The sequence below is a fragment of the Rathayibacter sp. VKM Ac-2927 genome (assembly GCF_022815525.1).
Taxonomy (GTDB): Bacteria; Actinomycetota; Actinomycetes; order Actinomycetales; family Microbacteriaceae; genus Rathayibacter; species Rathayibacter festucae.
The window spans coordinates 298484-314860 of the sequence record NZ_JALGRT010000005.1 but is presented as its reverse complement, the minus strand read 5'-3'; the positions used below and the strand labels follow the sequence as shown (position 1 = coordinate 314860).

The window sequence follows — 16377 nt, the reverse complement described above, 5'->3', positions numbered from 1 at the left end:
ACATGGCCTTCAAGGCCGGCGCCGACCTGGTGACCGTCCTCGGCGTCGCCGGCGACAGCACCATCGCCGGCGCGATCACCGCCGGCAAGAAGCACGGCAAAGGCGTGGTCGTTGACCTCACAAGGCCGCGCGCGCCCGCGAGGTCGTCGCGCTCGGCGCCGAGTTCGTCGAGATGCACGCCGGTCTCGACGAGCAGGCGGAGGAGGGCTTCACCTTCGAGACGCTGCTGCGCGACGGCGAGGCCTCGGGCGTCTCGTTCTCGGTCGCGGGCGGCGTGAGCACCGCCACCATCGAGTCCGTGCAGCGCGCCGGCGGCACGGCCGCCGCCGCGCTCCGCGCCGCGATCGCCTGAGCCCATATCGCCGCCGTCACCGCCGGGCCCTCAACGGGTGTTCGGCGGTGACGGCGGCTTCATGAGCGTCAGAAGGCCGCGCTTGCAATCCGTCCTGTTACCGTGAACAATCGGGGGATCCGCTTCGCCACGGTGGCTGAGCGGGGCGCCGTCGTCTCGGCGCTGCTCATATCGTCGCAATGTTGCGAAAGGATGCACACCGCCGTGCACACTGTTCACCAGCGCTTGATCCGCGGGCGCCGGCTCGCCGCTACAGCGGTCGTCATCGCCACGACTCTCCTCGCGACACTTCTCGCTCCGCCCGCTCAAGCGGCCCTTGCGCCGACAGCACCGTACTTGGACGATTCGGGTCGGTTCTCTTTCGCGGAGCGTGCTGCCGACCTCGTCTCGCGGATGACGCTCGAGGAGAAGCTCCGACAGTTCAACGCGGCGTCCACGCGCTACGGAGGCACCCCGGCTGCGGCGATACCGCGCTTGGGCGTCCGCGAGTACCACTACTGGAACGAAGCGCTGCACGGTGTTGCGCGCGTCGGAGAAGCCACCACTTTCCCGACCGGGCTCGGTATCGGTGCGACGTGGAACAAGGACCTGATCCAGCAGGCGACCGAGGTGATGTCCGACGAGGCCCGCGCCTACTGGAACTCGGACAGGACCGACATCGGTCTGACCTACTGGTCACCCACGATCAACATGGCGCGCGACCCGAGATGGGGGCGTGCCGACGAGAGCTACGGTGAGGATCCCTTCCATACGGCCGAGATCGCTGGAGCGTTCGTCGACGGCCTGCAGGGTGATGACCCGACCTACTACCAGGCTGTTGCGACGGCGAAGCACTACGCCGCGAACAACCATGAGAACGACCGGCACTCCGACTCGTCGAACATGAGCGAGAAGACTCTGCGGGAGTTCTATCTCCCTGCGTTCCAGTCGCTCGCCGAGAAGCACGACCTCGGGTCTCTCATGACCGCGTACAACCGTGTGAACGGCGTCCCCTCCGTGGCGAACACGGAGCTGATCTCCGATCTCCTCCGTCGCAGCTGGGGTTTCGATGGCTTCATCACCTCGGACTGCTGGGCGATCGACGACGTGTGGAAGAACCACAAGTGGATCCCCGAGGGCTATGACCGCCCGGTGAACGAGACCGAGGCGACCGCTTTCTCCCTCCTTGCCGGCACCGACCTCGACTGCCAGGGCGGCCAGTACTCGAACTTCTTACGCCCCGCGCTCGAGCAGGGCCTGATCGTCGAAGACGACCTCGACATCTCCCTCGTCCGCGCGTTCACCGCCCGCTTCCGGACCGGCGAGTTCGACTCGGCCGACAAGAACCCGTGGCCAGTTGCGCGGTACTCAATGGCGAACACCGTTGCGACCGCCGAGCACGCCGCCGTCGCCGCAGACGTCGCGGAGGAGGCGCTCGTCCTCCTCGAGAACGCAACCCCGACCGGTGCGCAGAAGCCGATCCTCCCGCTCGACGCATCGGTGTCGAAGAACGTCGTCGTGGTTGGAGACATCGCGGATCACCAATACGTGGGGGACTACTCGCCGACCTCGCCCACCCCGGACGACACGATCCTCCAGGGCGTCAGCGACACGGTTCGTGGCATCGGTGGAACGGTCACCCACGTCGGCAACAACGACCAAGGAACCCTCACTCAGACAGAGGAAGCGCAGATCGCGGCCGCATCCACGGTGATCGTGGCGGTCGGCACGAAAGCCGGAGATCAGGACTCCGGGGTCGGCGGCTCCGCGAACCCAGACAGCGGCGAGTTCCGCGACCGCGCTGATCTCACTCTGCCGCGCAACCAGTCCGCGCTCGTGCAGCGGGTCGCTCAGCTGAATCCCCGCGTCGTCACCTACGTCCAGTCGGTCGCCCAGGCGGACGTCTCGACGTTCGCGAAGAGCGTCGAGGGTCTGCTGTGGTCGACCTACAACGGTCAGACTCAGGGCACTTCCCTCGCCCGCGTCCTGTGGGGCGCGGAGGGGACCAGCCCCTCCGGCAAGCTCACCTTCACCTGGTACGGCGATCAGAGCCAGCTCCCCGGCATCAAGGACTACGAGATCGCGCCGCACGACGGCACCCGAGGCCGCACCTACCAGTATTTCACCGGTGATGTCGCCTATCCGTTCGGCTACGGGCTCACCTACTCCTCGTTCTCCTACTCCGCTCCGCGAATCGCGAGTAGCACGCTCTCTCCGCAGCAGACGCTGTCCGTGGACGTGGACGTGACCAACACGTCCTCCGTCGCCGGATCCACAGTGCCGCAGCTGTATGTCACAACGCCTGGCGCTGACGGCGTGACCCGTCCGAACATCAGGCTCGCCGCGTTCGACAAGGTCGCTCTCGCTCCCGGGGAGAAGCGGACGGTGACCTTGTCGGCTCCTCTTGCGGACCTGTGGTCGTGGGACGCGGCGAAGGGCGCCGAGGTCATCGACCAGGGCACGTGGACTGCGTGGGTCGGCTCCGACGTCGCCGACGCCCGCTCGCGTCCCGTCCCCTTCACGGTCTCCGGGAATCGGGTGAAGTCCCTCCAGCAGGTGACGACGATCCCCACCGGTGTGCAGCTCGACACCGCGGAGGCCCACCCTGTCATCGACGCGGGGATCTCGGCAGTTGCGAACGATCAGTCGTTCTACGCCCCGGGCAGCTACACCCCGGTCTACACCTCGTCCGATCCGGCGATCGCCCAGGTGAGCCCTGCCGGCAAGGTCACTCCGGGAACAAAGGCCGGAACCGCCACGATCACCGTGACGGTGACCATCGACGGCACGAGCAAGTCGGACACGTTCCCCGTGGTCGTCGAACGGCCTGCGCCGACCCTCACCGGCGTCACCGTCGGCGGGACGGCTCTCGAGGGCTTCGATCCGCTACGCACGGACTACACCACGACCGTGCCGAACCGCACCGCGTTCCCGTCCGTGCAGGCGCAGGCGGCGACCGGCTCGACGGTCGCCGTGCAGCAGGCCACCGCGCAGAAGCCCGAGGCGACGATCACCGTCACCGACAGCTCCGGCAGTGTCCGCGTCTACACGGTGCGCTTCCGAGTGACGCTGGCCACGACGTCGTTCGCGAGTACGTCCGCGTCGGCTCTGTCCGCCTCCGGGTGGACGATCCTGAACGAGGACACGGCCGGGTGGCGTTCCACCACTGCCGGGCTGCAGATCGACAGCGCGTCAGGAGACCTCTTCCAGGCCTCGCCGGCGGCGCCGAAGAACCTGTTCCTCCGCGACGCCCCGGGCGACTGGACGGCGACCGTGAAGGCGACGTCGGGAGGCGCGCTGGATCAGAACTACCAGCAGGGCTTCCTCGGGGTCCGCGTCGACGACGACAACTACCTGAAGATCGGCCTGCAACGGGACGGTCAAACCAGGGTCAACACCCTCGTCGAGAAGAACGGCGTGGCTGTGCAGACCGCCTCGCAGGAGCAGTTCTCGGCGAGCCCGACCCAGCCCGTGTGGCTGCGGATCTCCAAATCCAGCACGAGCTACGTCACCTCCTGGTCCCTGAACGGAGAGACCTTCCAACGCTTGCGGGGAGTGACCGCCCTCGAGGGCTCTGACGCGAAGCTCATGCTCGGCGCCATCAACGGCATGACGGGTGCGGCGAGCCGCACGCTCACCTTCGACCGGCTCCAGGTGTCCGCCGCACCGACGCCCGCAGCGACACTCACCAAGGACGTGTCTCTGCCCGCTCTCTCCGGCACGACGCTCAGCAACGGGTGGCGCGCTGTCCGACCCGACCTCACGAAGGTCGCCGCGAACGGCACCTCTGTCGCCATCACGGCGCAGGCGGGCGAGCAGTGGCAGGGCCAGCCCGGAGGCGCAGGTCCCGAGGCGGGAACCGCGAAGAACCTCCTGGTGCACGACGCCGCCGGCGACTGGACGTCCTCGGTGAAGCTCGACCTCGGTCAGGCTCCGCAGACGGACCACGAGAAGTCGGTGCTCGGCGTGTACGACGACGACGACAACTTCGTCCTCCTCGCCTACCAGCACGACACCGGACGCTCGCTCGAGTTCTCCGTCGAGCAGGACGGCGTGCGCAGCCAGCGCACCGTCACCCCGCTTCCCTCGGGCGGCACTACCCAGTACCTGCGTCTGCAGAAGATCGGCAGTAGCTACACGGCCTGGTCTTCGACCGATGGAGCGTCCTGGACTCCCGCCTCGACGGGACCGGTCCGTCTGGAGACCGTCCGGCCCTCCCTGCAGCTCGCCGCCTATGGTGCGGGCACCAGCCGCACGACGACGTTCTCCAACCTCGCGATCGCCGAGCTCACTGACACCACCGCCCTGACGAGCACCGACTTCCGGGGTGCGACGCGTCAGAGCCTGGTCGACACGGGCTGGTCCATCCTCCGCGAGGACGCTTCGAAGATCGCCTTCGGAGCGAGCGGAACGGTCATCACCTCCACCCCGACCGGCCTCTGGGGTCCGCTGCAGAACGCCTCCAACGTGCTGATGCACCGGGCCGCCGGCGACTGGACGACGACCGTCGACCTGTCGGTCGCCACTCCCTCCGCCGACTACCAGCAAGCGGTGGTGGGCGTCTACGACACGGACGGCGACTACCTTAAGCTCACGCGCTCCTACGACAGCGGCGCGGCGAGCATCCAGCAGCTGCAGTGGGCTGTCGAGAACAACGGCACGCCCACGCCTCTCGCGTCGACCCCGTTCCCCGCGAACGCCGTCGCGCTGCGGCTGATCAAGAGCGGCGACACGTTCACCGCGCTCTACTCCAGCGACGGCGCGACGTTCACCCGTCTCGGCTCGCCTCTGAGGAAGGTGTTCACCGACCCGAAGCTGTTCCTCACCGCGTACAACGATTCGGGGACCGCGGCCGGGCTCGCCACCACGTTCCGCGCCGTCACGGTAGACCGCACCGCGGCGGAGTCGTTCACGAGGTTCGAACTGCCCCAGCAGAGCTTCGCGGTCGAGCGCGCCAGGTCGGGCGTGAAGCTCGTCCCGGACGTCATCACCTCCCGGGGCGGCCTTCCCACGCTGACCTACTCGCTCCAACCCTCCGGCATCAACACCGCCGGGGCGACCATCACGCGGGACGGTGTCCTCACCGCGACACGCCCCGGTCAGGTCCGCGTCACGCTCCAGGGCACCGTCGGAGCGGCCACGGCCGGCACGGCAGCGATCATCACGATCGACGCGCAGGCGCAGCGGACCCTCGCGGTCAGCGGCACCTCGTCGTCACGTTGCATCTCGGGCAAGGTCGTGCTCACCACCGTCGTGAAGAACGAGGACACCGTGCCAATCTCGGTCACTGTGTCCAACTCATTCGGGACGAAGACCTCGAGTGGCATCGCGCCGGGGAAGTCGGTCTCGCAGGCATGGACCACCAGGCAGTCATCGATCACCGCCGGGACGAGCACAGCCGTGGTCTCCGCGACTGTGGACGGGAGCAGCGTCACGAGGACAGTGCTCATCGCCCACAGCGCGCGGTCCTGCGGTTAGCAAGTCGGGGAGGGCAGACGACCGCTCCCTCCCCACCGCAGCTGTAACCCGCCTTCCATGACACCGATAGCTGCCGAACTCCGGTGGGGGAGTCCGGAAGCAGCAGGGCAATAAGACAACTGCTCGCTCTGCGATGAACCTGCAACATCGGAGATGGCGCTAGCAGCGACGCAACAGAAGTCCGCATCATCCCGTCATGATCGACCTGACGAAGGAGTCAGTACGTGCACAACCGGAATGCACTTCACCGAGCATTGGCATGCGTCATCACCCAGCGACGAAAAGCGCTCATGATGACAGCTGTTGTTCTTGCTGGTGTGATGGCCTCCTCCACGAGTCAGGCGGTGGCCTTCCCACGGGATACGATCGTTGCGAGCGTCGCTCCAGTAGGGGAAGACGGAGTGCTCGTTCATTACGACATGAGTCACGATGGCGATCGACTCACAGATCGGTCGGGCCGGGGGCTTCATGCCCGCCTAGTCGGCGTCTCCGACGACGACTTCGGAGTCAGCGGCACGGACCAGACATTGACCTTCAACGAAGGCGGACACGTGGAGTTGCCCGATTTCATCGGCTCCGAGGAATCCGTCATCATCGAACTGCGATACACCGCAGGATCTGTCGACAACGAACCGTTGTTCTCTCTCGGCACCACGAGCGACCACGATTACCTGCGCTTTCATCCACGGGTCGGGTCGGAGTTCATGTGGGAAGCCAAGCACGACGGCGCGTACTACAAGTTCGATGACGCGCTCCCGACCAGTGAGGGTGGTTTCACCACGGCGACCGCCGTCCTTCGATCCGACGCGACGATGGCGATGGCCATCGACGGTCAGCTCCGCGGAACGCGGACGACCAGTGTCACCGCGCCCGCTTTCACTCCGACTGGGGACGTCCTCGGATATCTCGGCAAGCCCGTCTGGAACGGCGACCCGTACTTCTCCGGAACACTGAGCGAGGTCGTCGTGCGGACGTATCGCGAAGTGGCCCCGCCGGCAAGTAGTAATACCAAGGTCGTGTCGACGACGTATCCGTCCCGGGCGGAAGGTCGCGATTGGGGCCGCAGCAGCATGATCACCGGCAACGGCTTGAACGGTGCGCTCATAGCGGGGAACCCGACGAACGACACCGTTCTCTTCCAGAACATCACCTTCAACCTCCCCAACGACAACCTCCGGCGGACCCCCGACATCTCCGGCTACCTGGAGGGCAATCGGCGATCCCTGATCGATGGAGGGGTCACACAGATCGACCCGTCATACCAGATGCAGTGGGACTACGGGTTCCATCCCGGTCACGAACTGAACCTCCGAGTCGACGATGCCGGCCCCGTCTACGGCAACTCACGATGGACGGATTACGAAACCGGTGAGGTCGGCGTGAACTACGTCGACGAGAAGGGGGCCTGGGAGCGCCGGACCTTCACGTCGCGGACCGACGACGTGGTCGTCACGCATCTGAACCGCTCCTCCACCGGCGCGCGGATCGACCTCGACCTCGACATCACCCCCCTCGACGATATGGCTGTGGAGGCGGGGGAAATCGATCGGAATCTTCGGTTCCGTCAAATTGCGGCACCGGACGGGAGCTACATCGGACAGGTCGCGCACTACCCGTCCTACAGCAACAGCGAGCTGCGCAACGGCGGCTTCGCGGGCGTGACCTACGTCGTCACTCGTGGCGGGTCGAAGGAGCGCGTTGAAACGGGCGTGGCGGGGGGGCCGCGGGCCGTCCCGGGCTCCACGAAGTACGGGATCGCTATCCGAGGCGCTGAAGAGGTCTTCCTCGTCACGCGGTCCGCTCGTGACGTCGACATGGGGGAGTGGGATCGCTTTGCCGGGCAAAGTTCCTACCCGGTCGTAGATGAGCTCGTCGCCGGAATCCGTGCGGTGATCGAACAACCGCACTATCAGGACGGCGGGTCGTTGAGCTACGCGAACCTGCTCGCACCGCACGCGCTCGAGCACGGGCGGGAGTTCAACGCGGTGGCCCTCGACCTCGACGGTTCCGACGCGGACTCCTCCAAGTCGAACGAAGCGCTGATCAGCGCGCAGCAACGCTCGGCGAACACGCTGAACGCCGCGATGGTGGAGAGGTCGTTCAATGCCGGGCGCTATGGCGTGATCAGTTCCAGCGGCTTCAGCGTCCCGCGTCTCGGCGGGATGTGGACTCCCGCGTGGAACCCCGCCTGGCAGGGTGACTGGACGCTGGATGCCAACCTCAATCTGCAGATGGCCGGAGCGAACACGCTCGCGCTTGACAGCGAAATGTCCGGCTACCTCAACTTCCTGCTCCGCACCGTCCCGGACTGGGAGGACAACGCGGCCGATGTGTACGGAATGCAGGACGCCATCATGGCTCCGCCTCGCACGGATTCGGACAGCTCAGCGCTGTACCACTACTCCGAGAACGGCGGGAGTTACCCGTTCCAGTACTGGAACGCCGGCGCGAGCTGGGTTCTGCAACCGGTCTACGAGTACTGGCAGACGCACGGGGACGAGACCGTGACGCTTCCCGGGGACATCGAGGTGAGCGCATTGGCCTCGATCCTCAGCCCCGTCGCCGCCGACCTGCCCGCGGACCGGCTCGCCGCCATCCAGAACAGCGGCCGGATCCGACTGGTATCGGACCTGCTGCTGCCTCTGCTGACCAAGCAGGCGAACTTCTGGGAGCAACTCGTCGATCCGCGATACTTCGAGGACGCGTCAGGGACCGCACGGTTCCAATCCGAGAAGACCGCGTTGGCCGCAGGGGAGCACTACCTGCTCCTACCCTGCTTCTCGCCGGAGAACACCCCGGCGAACCGCTCGACGCCGGTCGCGATGAACTGCTCGATGGACATCGCCGCCGCTCAAGACGGCCTGCGGATGGCCATCGCCGCGGAGAAGCACGTCAACGGCGCAGACAGCCCGAACATCCGAACCTGGCAGGAACTCTCCGATCGCCTCCCACCGGTGCGCTACGACGCAACCGGCGCCCTGAAGGAATGGTCCCTCGACCGATACACCGAGCAGCACGCGCATCGTCACATCAGCCAGGCGTACTTCGCCTGGCCCGCTCACGACAGCCAGACCTCACCGGAGATCGCCGAGGGGCTGGCGACCGCGCTCAGCCTGCGGAAGGCGACCGCGGGTGACAAGAGCTCCGGGCACGGCTGGCTGCACATGGGACTCGTCGACGCACGGCTCAAGAACCAGCAAGGAACCACAGAAGCCCTGCTGGCGCTACTCTCGCAACGGGCCTACTACTCGAGTTTCACCACGAACCACAATGTGACAGGAGACTCCGCCTACGTCGCCGACATCCTGCACACCGTCCCGACTCTGCTTTTGGAATCGCTCATCTATTCGGACACGGGAAGCATCCAAGTGCTGCCTGCGCTGCCGGCCGGCATGCCGGCGGGCAGCGTGACAGGATCACTCGCCCGCACCCAAGCCGAGATCCCCGCCATGTCGTGGAACATCCCCAAGGCGAAGGCCAGCGTGACGGTGCGCTCCGCGACCGCGCAGACCATCGCTGTGTCCAGCGGTCAACAGTGGTCCTCAGCCGTCATCGACGGTCGAACCGTCCGCAACACCGGCGCCCCTCTGACACTCACCTTCGCCGAAGGGCAGGCCATCACGATCGACTTCACTCTGGGGACACCGACCGACCTGCCCGTCGCGGTGATTCCGTCAGTGACGAGTGAATCAGGCGCCAACACAGCAGGGTGGCACCGGTCACCAGTGTCTGTGCAATTCACGACCGACTCGGACGATGCCACGGTGCAGTACCGACTCGGCGACGCAGGAGCCTGGGCGCCGGCCGATCCTGCGCTGTCGGTCACGACGGACGGAGTGACAACGCTGAACTATCGCGCAGTGCGCCGTGGAACTCCGGTCACGGGTTCGGAAGGCGAGCTGGAGATCAAACTCGACCGGACAGCCCCGCTGTCGTCGGTGACGACTGATCCTGCGTCAGGTTCCACAACGGTGGGACGGAAGATCACCGCACACTTCACCGCGATCGATACCACCTCAGGCATCACCTCCACCGAGTACTCCGGCGACGCCGGCGCGACGTGGACGGCCGGTTCTGATGTCTCTTTCACTGCCGCGGGCGAGCATCCTCTCCTCTACCGCGCCACGGATGCGGCAGGAAACGTCGAATCGGCCAAGACAGTCGTACTCACGGTGACCCCTGCGGATTCGAGTACAACACGTCCCAACCTCACGGTCACCGCCTCAGGGCGCTGCATCGCCGGGAAGGTCGTACTCACCGTGGTCACCAGAAACGGAGAGGCTGTGCCGGTCACCCTCCACGTGCAGACCCCGTACGGCAGCAAGGACCCTGTACAGGTGCAGGCCGGCAAGGCCGTGTCGCAGGCGTTCACAACACGACTTCCCGCCGTTCCGGCGGGAAGCGTGAGCGTCAAGGGCACGGCCGCCATAGATGGACGATCTGTGACGTCGACCACACAGGCCGGCTTTCCCGCTCTCTCGTGTCGCTGAGCGAAGAAGCCCAACTGTCAAATGGCCGGAGGGCCGGCCGAAGCCTTGGCCGGCCTTCTCGTGCTTCCGGAGAGGAGAACGGTTGTGCGCATCCGACTTGTGATGCAGTTCGCCGCGCCATAGATCTCCGGCTCCGTGATCCGTTCCGAGTGAGCGCTCGTAGCGATGGGAGAGACTCGACCACCGACATGACGCCTTGCGCTCAACGCTTCACGCTCTCAGCTGTCGAACGAAACGGATCGGGTGAGCTCCTGCCACTTCTCGTCCGATTCGGCTTGGGCTTTTTCGACGGCTGCCACGTAGGCGATCGCGTCCTGTCCGACCAGGAGACGAACGGGCGGCTCGTCCAGAGCGAGAACCGTGCGCACCAGCCCAGCGACCTTCGCAGGATCTGAGGGCTCGCTGCCCTGCGAGCCTCGAACACCCCGCGCCATCGCTCCGACCGTCGCACGATAGGGCTCGCTGATCGCGGGGATCGTCATGGATGATCCTGCCCAGTCCGTCCGCATCCCTCCCGGCTCCAGCACGGTCACCTTGATTCCAAGGGGTGCGAGTTCCTGCGCAAGCCCAGACGAGAAACCGCTGACCGCCCACTTGGCGCTCTGGTACGCGGTCATCCCCGGACCTGAGACCCGTCCGCCGATCGAGGAGATCTGAACGATGTGCCCGGAACCCTGCTCCCGCATGATCGGGATGACAGCTTTAGAAAGATAAACGACGCCGTAGAAGTTCGTATCGATCTGACGACGAAAATCGTCCAGCTCCACATCCTCCACCGAAGCGACATCCCCGTAGCCGGCGTTGTTGATGACGACATCGACGCGACCGAACGTCTCGACAGCGCGGTCGACGACCGAGCGAGCCCCATCCGCGTCGGTGACGTCCAACTCGAGCGGCAACACCGCATCGCCGTACTGCGCAACCAGCTCATCCAGCTGCTCAGGGCGGCGCGCCGTCGCGACGACCTGGTGCCCGTTCGCGAGTGCATCCTCGGCGATCGCCCTACCGAGTCCACGCGAACTGCCGGTGATGATCCACACCTGCGACATGAGATTCCTTCCAACTGCGCGAGCAGCGATAGCGCCTACTCGAGGCTAGCCGTCCGAAGTTGGACGCTGCTGTCAGCGATAGCGCGAGAGGAAGGGCGCCGATTCACGCCGGTCCGCAATCCCGAAGGGAGCGCCTCCCTTCGGGCTGCCGGCCTCGGTGTCGAGTGCGCTGTTCCTCGTCTACCTCGCTGGCTCCCTCGCCGCGCAGCGCTCGGCTGCCCTCGCCGAGAGGATCGGCACCACCCGTGCGCTGATCGCCGGAAGTGCCGCGATGCTCGTGTCGCTTCCGCTGATGGCGTCGGATCTCCTCGCCCTCGTGGTAGGAGGGCTCGTTCACTTCACGATCGGGTGCTTCACCGCGCACCCCCTCGCGAGCGGGCTCTCCGGCCGCTCGGCGCGCGTCGCTCGCCCGCAGAGCACCGCCCTCTACCAGATTGCGTGGCTTTGGGGCACGAGCCTGTTCGGCTGGCTCGGCGGACTGGCCTACGTCGAGGGAGTGCCTGTCGGCCGTCTCGGATAGCCGGAGGACGTGGCGCACGCGGCGGGGTTCTTCCTCGACGCCGCCGCCGGCTTCGTGACCGGCCAGACGCTCTAAGTCTGCGGTGGATTGACCGTCGGCGTCGATCCGCTCTGAGGCGGGACGAAGGAGACGAGGCGCTCGGGCTCCGGTAGAGTCCCGTCCGGTGACCTCCTCCCGCACCGTCTTCCTCGACGTCGACGGCACCCTGATCGATCACGATCAGGTCGTCGCCCCCTCGGTGGTCGACGCCGTGCAGGGCGCACGCCGTAACGGCCATCTCGTCCTCCTCGCGACGGGACGATCCCGAGCCGAGATACCGATCGCGATCGCGGAGATCGGATTCGACGGCGCCATCTCGGCGGCAGGCGGTTTCATCGAGTTCGAGGGTGCTCTGGTCGCCGAGCACACTCTCGCGCCCGACGCCGTCGACGAGATCGTCGCATTCTTCGACTCGCACGGCATCGAGTACAACCTGCAGGCCTTCGACGCGGTCCACCCGAGCGCGGGGCTGGCGGCGCGCATCGCGCCTGTTTTCGGTCGGATGGGCCTCGATCTGGGCGCTGTCGACGGGGCGGACGCCGCGATCGCCGAGCGGATGGCGTACCGCGGCCCCGCTCCGCGTGGCGGGATAGCGAAGGCGACGTTCTTCGGTGAGGACCGGAGCACGTTCGCCGCGGTGCGCGACGGACTCGGCGATCGATTCAATGTGATTACGGGGACGATCCCTTACCTCGGCGAAGCGGGCGGCGAGGTGAGTTCGGCGGGGGTCGACAAGGGCGCCGCGATCCTCGAGCTGGTCGGGTTGCTCGGCCGGGACGTCGCCGACGCAGTGGCGATCGGCGACAGCGCGAACGACGTCGAGATGTTCGCCGTAGCCGGACTCGCCATCGCGATGGGGAACGCGACGCCGGAGATTCAGGCGCGGGCGGATGAGGTGACGACGGCCGTTCACGAGGACGGCGTGTGGAACGCGTTCCGCCGTCACGGCCTCCTCTGAGCCCGCCGGAGGAACGCCCGCCTCACCGGATGAGGTGCGCGCCGTTGGTGCGGATGACCTCCGCATACCAGTCGAAGGACTTCTTGCGGTACCGCGCAAGGGTGCCGGAGCCGTCGTCGTTGCGGTCCACGTAGATGAAGCCGTATCTCTTGCTCATCTGAGCGGTGCTCGCGCTCACGATGTCAATGCATCCCCACGAGGTGTAGCCCATCAGCTCGACACCGTCGGCGACCGCCTCGGCGGCTTGCACGAGGTGGTCGTTGAGGTAGCGGATGCGGTAGTCATCCAGGACGGTCGTGCAGCCGTCGACCTCGACCAGCTCGTCCCTGCCGCCGATGCCGTTCTCGACGATGAACAGCGGCTTCTGCCACCGGTCCCAGAACTGGTTCATGACGATGCGCAGTCCACCCGGGTCGATCTGCCAGCCCCACTCGCTGGCCTCGAGCGTCGGATTCGGCACTCCGCCCATGATGTTGCCGGGACCGGTGACCCGAGCATCAGGGTCGCCTGACTCGCAGACGCTCATGTAGTAGCTGAACGAGACGAAATCGACGGTGTTCGTCAGGATCTCGCGGTCCTCGGCGGAGATGTTGAGCTCGATGCCCTTCTCGCGCAGTTCGCGAAGGAAGTAGCCGGGGTAGCGACCTCGCGTGTGCACATCGCCGAAGACGAGATTGGTGTGGTCGGCCTTCATCACGGCGAGGTTGTCGGTGGGGGAGGGGGTGAGGGGGTAAACGGGCATCGCCAGCACCATGCAGCCCATCTGCACATCCGGGATCGTCTCGCGGGCGATCCTGGTCGCGAGCGCGCTCGCGACCAGCTCGTGATGCATCGCCTGGTAGAGCTGCGTCTCGGTGAGCTCGTCGGCGGGAGTGGAGATGCCGCCGCTCATGAACGGCGCGTGCACGAGGGAGTTGATCTCGTTGAAGGTCAGCCAGTACTTCACCCGGGAGCCGAACCGGTCGAAGAGCGCCCGGACGTAGTTCTCGTAGAACCCGATCAGCTCGCGGCTGACCCAGCCGTTGTGGTTCTCGGCGAGGAAGAGCGGTGTCTCGTAGTGGGAGATCGTGACCATGGCCGCGATCCCGTGACGTTCCAGTTCGTCGAGAACGCGGTCGTAGAAGGCGAGGCCCTCCTCGTCGGGTTCTGTCTCGTCACCTCGCGGGAAGATCCGGCTCCAGGCGATCGAGAACCGGTAAACGGTGAATCCCATTTCGGCGAAGAGGGCGATGTCCTCCTCGTACCGGTGGTAGAAGTCGGCGGCGACGAGTTTGAGGTTGTCGCTCGTCGGCTCTGCGCTGCGCGGACCCGAGAGCCCGCGGGGTAGGACGTCCTGGACCGAAGGGCCCTTCCCGCCTGCGTCGTGTCCCCCCTCGACCTGGTTCGCGGCTGTCGCCCCGCCCCAGAGGAAGCCGGTCGGGAAGGGGGTCGTCGTGTCGGTCATTCGTGGTCCTCAGTCAGTTGTTCGTCGGTGCGGATCGGTGCGAGGCGCGGCGTCATCGCGCCCCGCACCGATCGGATGTCGTGGTGCCTATGCCAGGGTGACGGTCGCCTCGTCGGCGATGGCCGTGAAGAGAGGGTCTCCATGGGCGATCGGCCCGAGGGCGATCTCGCCCACCTCTGGGAAGGCGTCCGCGTTGGTGATCACGATCGGAGTGGTGAGGTCGTAGCCGGCAGCGGCGATCGCCGCAGCGTCGAACTCAAGGAGGAGGTCGCCGGCTGCCACCTGCTGGCCGGTCTCGACCCGCATCGAGAAGTGCAGGCCGTCGAGCTTGACGGTGTCCAGCCCGATGTGGATCAGCAGCTCGGCACCGCCGGCGTGCCGCAGCCCGATGGCGTGGCCGCTCGGGAAGGCGGCGGCGATCACGCCGTCGAAGGGGGCGTAGACGGTGCCTGCGGTCGGGAGGATCGCCGCCCCGTGTCCGAGGACGCCTCCGGCGAACACCGGGTCCGCCACCTGCGCCAGGGGCACGACGGTCCCGCTGAGCGGGCTCAGGACCGCGAGATCGCGGCTGACCTCACCCGGTGCCTCCTTCGCGTCGGGCTCCTTGAATCCCAGGATCAGGGTGAGGAGGAACGGCAGGACGGCCGCGATGACGAGTCCGACGATCACCAGGAACGTGTTCCCCGTTCCGAGAAGGGTGGGAATCGAGAGGCCTGACGCGAGAGCGAATGCGTTCGCCGCACCGCCGCCCGCCGAGATCAGTGCGCCTCCGATGACGCCGCCGACGATGCCGAAAGCGAAGGGGCGCTTGAGGGGCAGGTTGACGCCGTAAATGGCGGGCTCGGTCACGCCGGCGAGGAAGCCCGAGAGGGTGGCGGGGGCGGCGAGGGAGCGCAGATCGCGGTTGCGCGTCCGAGCCCAGACTCCGGCCACGGCCGAGGCCTGAGCGAGCACCGCAGCGAAGACCGGCGCGAGCAGGAAGATCAGGCCCGTGTTCTGGTACTCGAGCGCGAAGAGCGGGATGAAGCCCCAGTGCAGGCCGAAGATCACGAAGACCTGCCAGAACCCGCCCATCAGCGCGCCGCCGAGCCACGGGACGACGTCGAAGATCCAGCCGATGCCGCCGGCGAGAGCATTGCTGATCAGGCTCGAGAGCGGACCGATCACGATGAGCGTGAGCGGCACGAGGACGAGCACCATCAGCATCGGGGTGACGAATCGGCGGATCGCGGCGGGAAGCCTGGCGTACAGGACGCGCTCCGCGCGGCTCTGCATCCAGGTGATGATGATGATCGGGATGACGCTCGACACGTAGCTCACCATCGTGACCGGGATGCCGAAGAAGGTGATGTCCTCTGTGCCGTTTAGCGCGACGATCGACGGGTACACCAGAGCGCCCGCAATGGCCAGGGAGGTGAATTGGGCGGCGCCGAAGTAGCTCGCCGCCGTGATCGCCAGGGCAAGCGGCAGGAAGTTGATGAACGAGTCGGCGAGCGCGTTCAGGATCGTGTAAGTGCTCGTCGTCGGATCGATCCACGCGAACGTGACCGCCGCGGCGAGGGCTGCCTTGAGCAGGCCCGTGCCGGCGAGGGGCCACAGCAGCGGAGTGAAGATCGCGGAGATCATCGCGATGAAGCGGTTGAAGACGTTGGGCTTCGGCTCCCCGGGCGCGCGGGTCCGTTCACCGGCCGCGCCTCCGCCGGCTAGTGACGAGATCTTGCCGATCTCCGCGTAGACCTCGGGAACGTCGTTGCCGATGACGACCTGGAACTGGCCGGCAGCGTTGGCGGTGGTGATGACACCGGGCAGGGCCTTGATCGCGGCTGCGTCGATCTTCGACTCGTCCCGGATGACGAAGCGCAGCCGCGTCGCGCAGTGCGCCAGCGAGGCGACGTTCGCCTCACCGCCGACACCGTCGAGCACCCCGGTCGCTGTTGTGGAGTAGTCCATCGGTCTCTCCCTCTCCGCCGCAGCTCTGCGGCTCCTGGTCAGTGGACGTCCGGCGTTCGGGCATAAAAAAACCTGAACCCGCTGCCGGTGACCGGCGAGTGGAGTTCAGGTTTTGCCT

The 16377-nt window shown here is 66.5% G+C and carries 7 protein-coding genes and 1 pseudogene; 5 read left to right on the top strand and 3 right to left on the bottom strand.

All coding sequences use genetic code 11. From position 1 onward, the window contains the following. The 3 genes and pseudogenes from MT353_RS16520 to MT353_RS16510 all read left to right on the top strand — a co-directional run. Positions 1–352: pseudogene (locus MT353_RS16520) on the top strand (orotidine 5'-phosphate decarboxylase / HUMPS family protein); the annotation flags it as partial. Between the two features lie 393 nt (positions 353–745). Further along, entirely contained in the window at positions 746–5809 is a 5064-nt protein-coding gene (locus tag MT353_RS16515; protein ID WP_243625346.1) for a glycoside hydrolase family 3 N-terminal domain-containing protein, read from the top strand. Between the two features lie 224 nt (positions 5810–6033). Then, the gene (locus tag MT353_RS16510) at positions 6034–10299 is read left to right on the top strand and encodes an OmpL47-type beta-barrel domain-containing protein (RefSeq protein ID WP_243625345.1); all 4266 of its coding nucleotides are present in this window, start codon (positions 6034–6036) and stop codon (positions 10297–10299) included. Positions 10300–10517: 218 nt separating this feature from the next. Here MT353_RS16510 and MT353_RS16505 read toward each other — a convergent pair whose 3' ends face one another. Further along, positions 10518–11348 carry an SDR family NAD(P)-dependent oxidoreductase gene (locus MT353_RS16505; RefSeq protein ID WP_243625344.1) on the bottom strand — a complete coding sequence of 277 codons (831 nt, stop codon included), beginning with the start codon at positions 11346–11348 and terminating at the stop codon, positions 10518–10520. 157 nt (positions 11349–11505) lie between these two features. Between MT353_RS16505 and MT353_RS16500 the strand changes: the two genes are divergently transcribed. Further along, complete coding sequence (locus MT353_RS16500) at positions 11506–11868, top strand: hypothetical protein (RefSeq protein WP_243625343.1); 363 nt, start codon at positions 11506–11508, stop codon at positions 11866–11868. A gap of 163 nt (positions 11869–12031) precedes the next feature. Beyond that, the gene (locus MT353_RS16495) at positions 12032–12865 is read left to right on the top strand and encodes a Cof-type HAD-IIB family hydrolase (protein WP_308197533.1); all 834 of its coding nucleotides are present in this window, start codon (positions 12032–12034) and stop codon (positions 12863–12865) included. Positions 12866–12887: 22 nt separating this feature from the next. Here MT353_RS16495 and MT353_RS16490 read toward each other — a convergent pair whose 3' ends face one another. Together MT353_RS16490 and MT353_RS16485 are read right to left on the bottom strand one after the other, a co-directional pair. After that, positions 12888–14309: a glycoside hydrolase family 1 protein gene (locus tag MT353_RS16490; protein WP_243625341.1), complete on the bottom strand. Its 1422-nt coding sequence runs from the start codon at positions 14307–14309 to the stop codon at positions 12888–12890. Positions 14310–14396: 87 nt separating this feature from the next. After that, positions 14397–16259, bottom strand: coding sequence for a beta-glucoside-specific PTS transporter subunit IIABC (locus tag MT353_RS16485; protein ID WP_243625340.1), 1863 nt, complete (start codon positions 16257–16259; stop codon positions 14397–14399). Positions 16260–16377 lie beyond the last annotated feature (118 nt).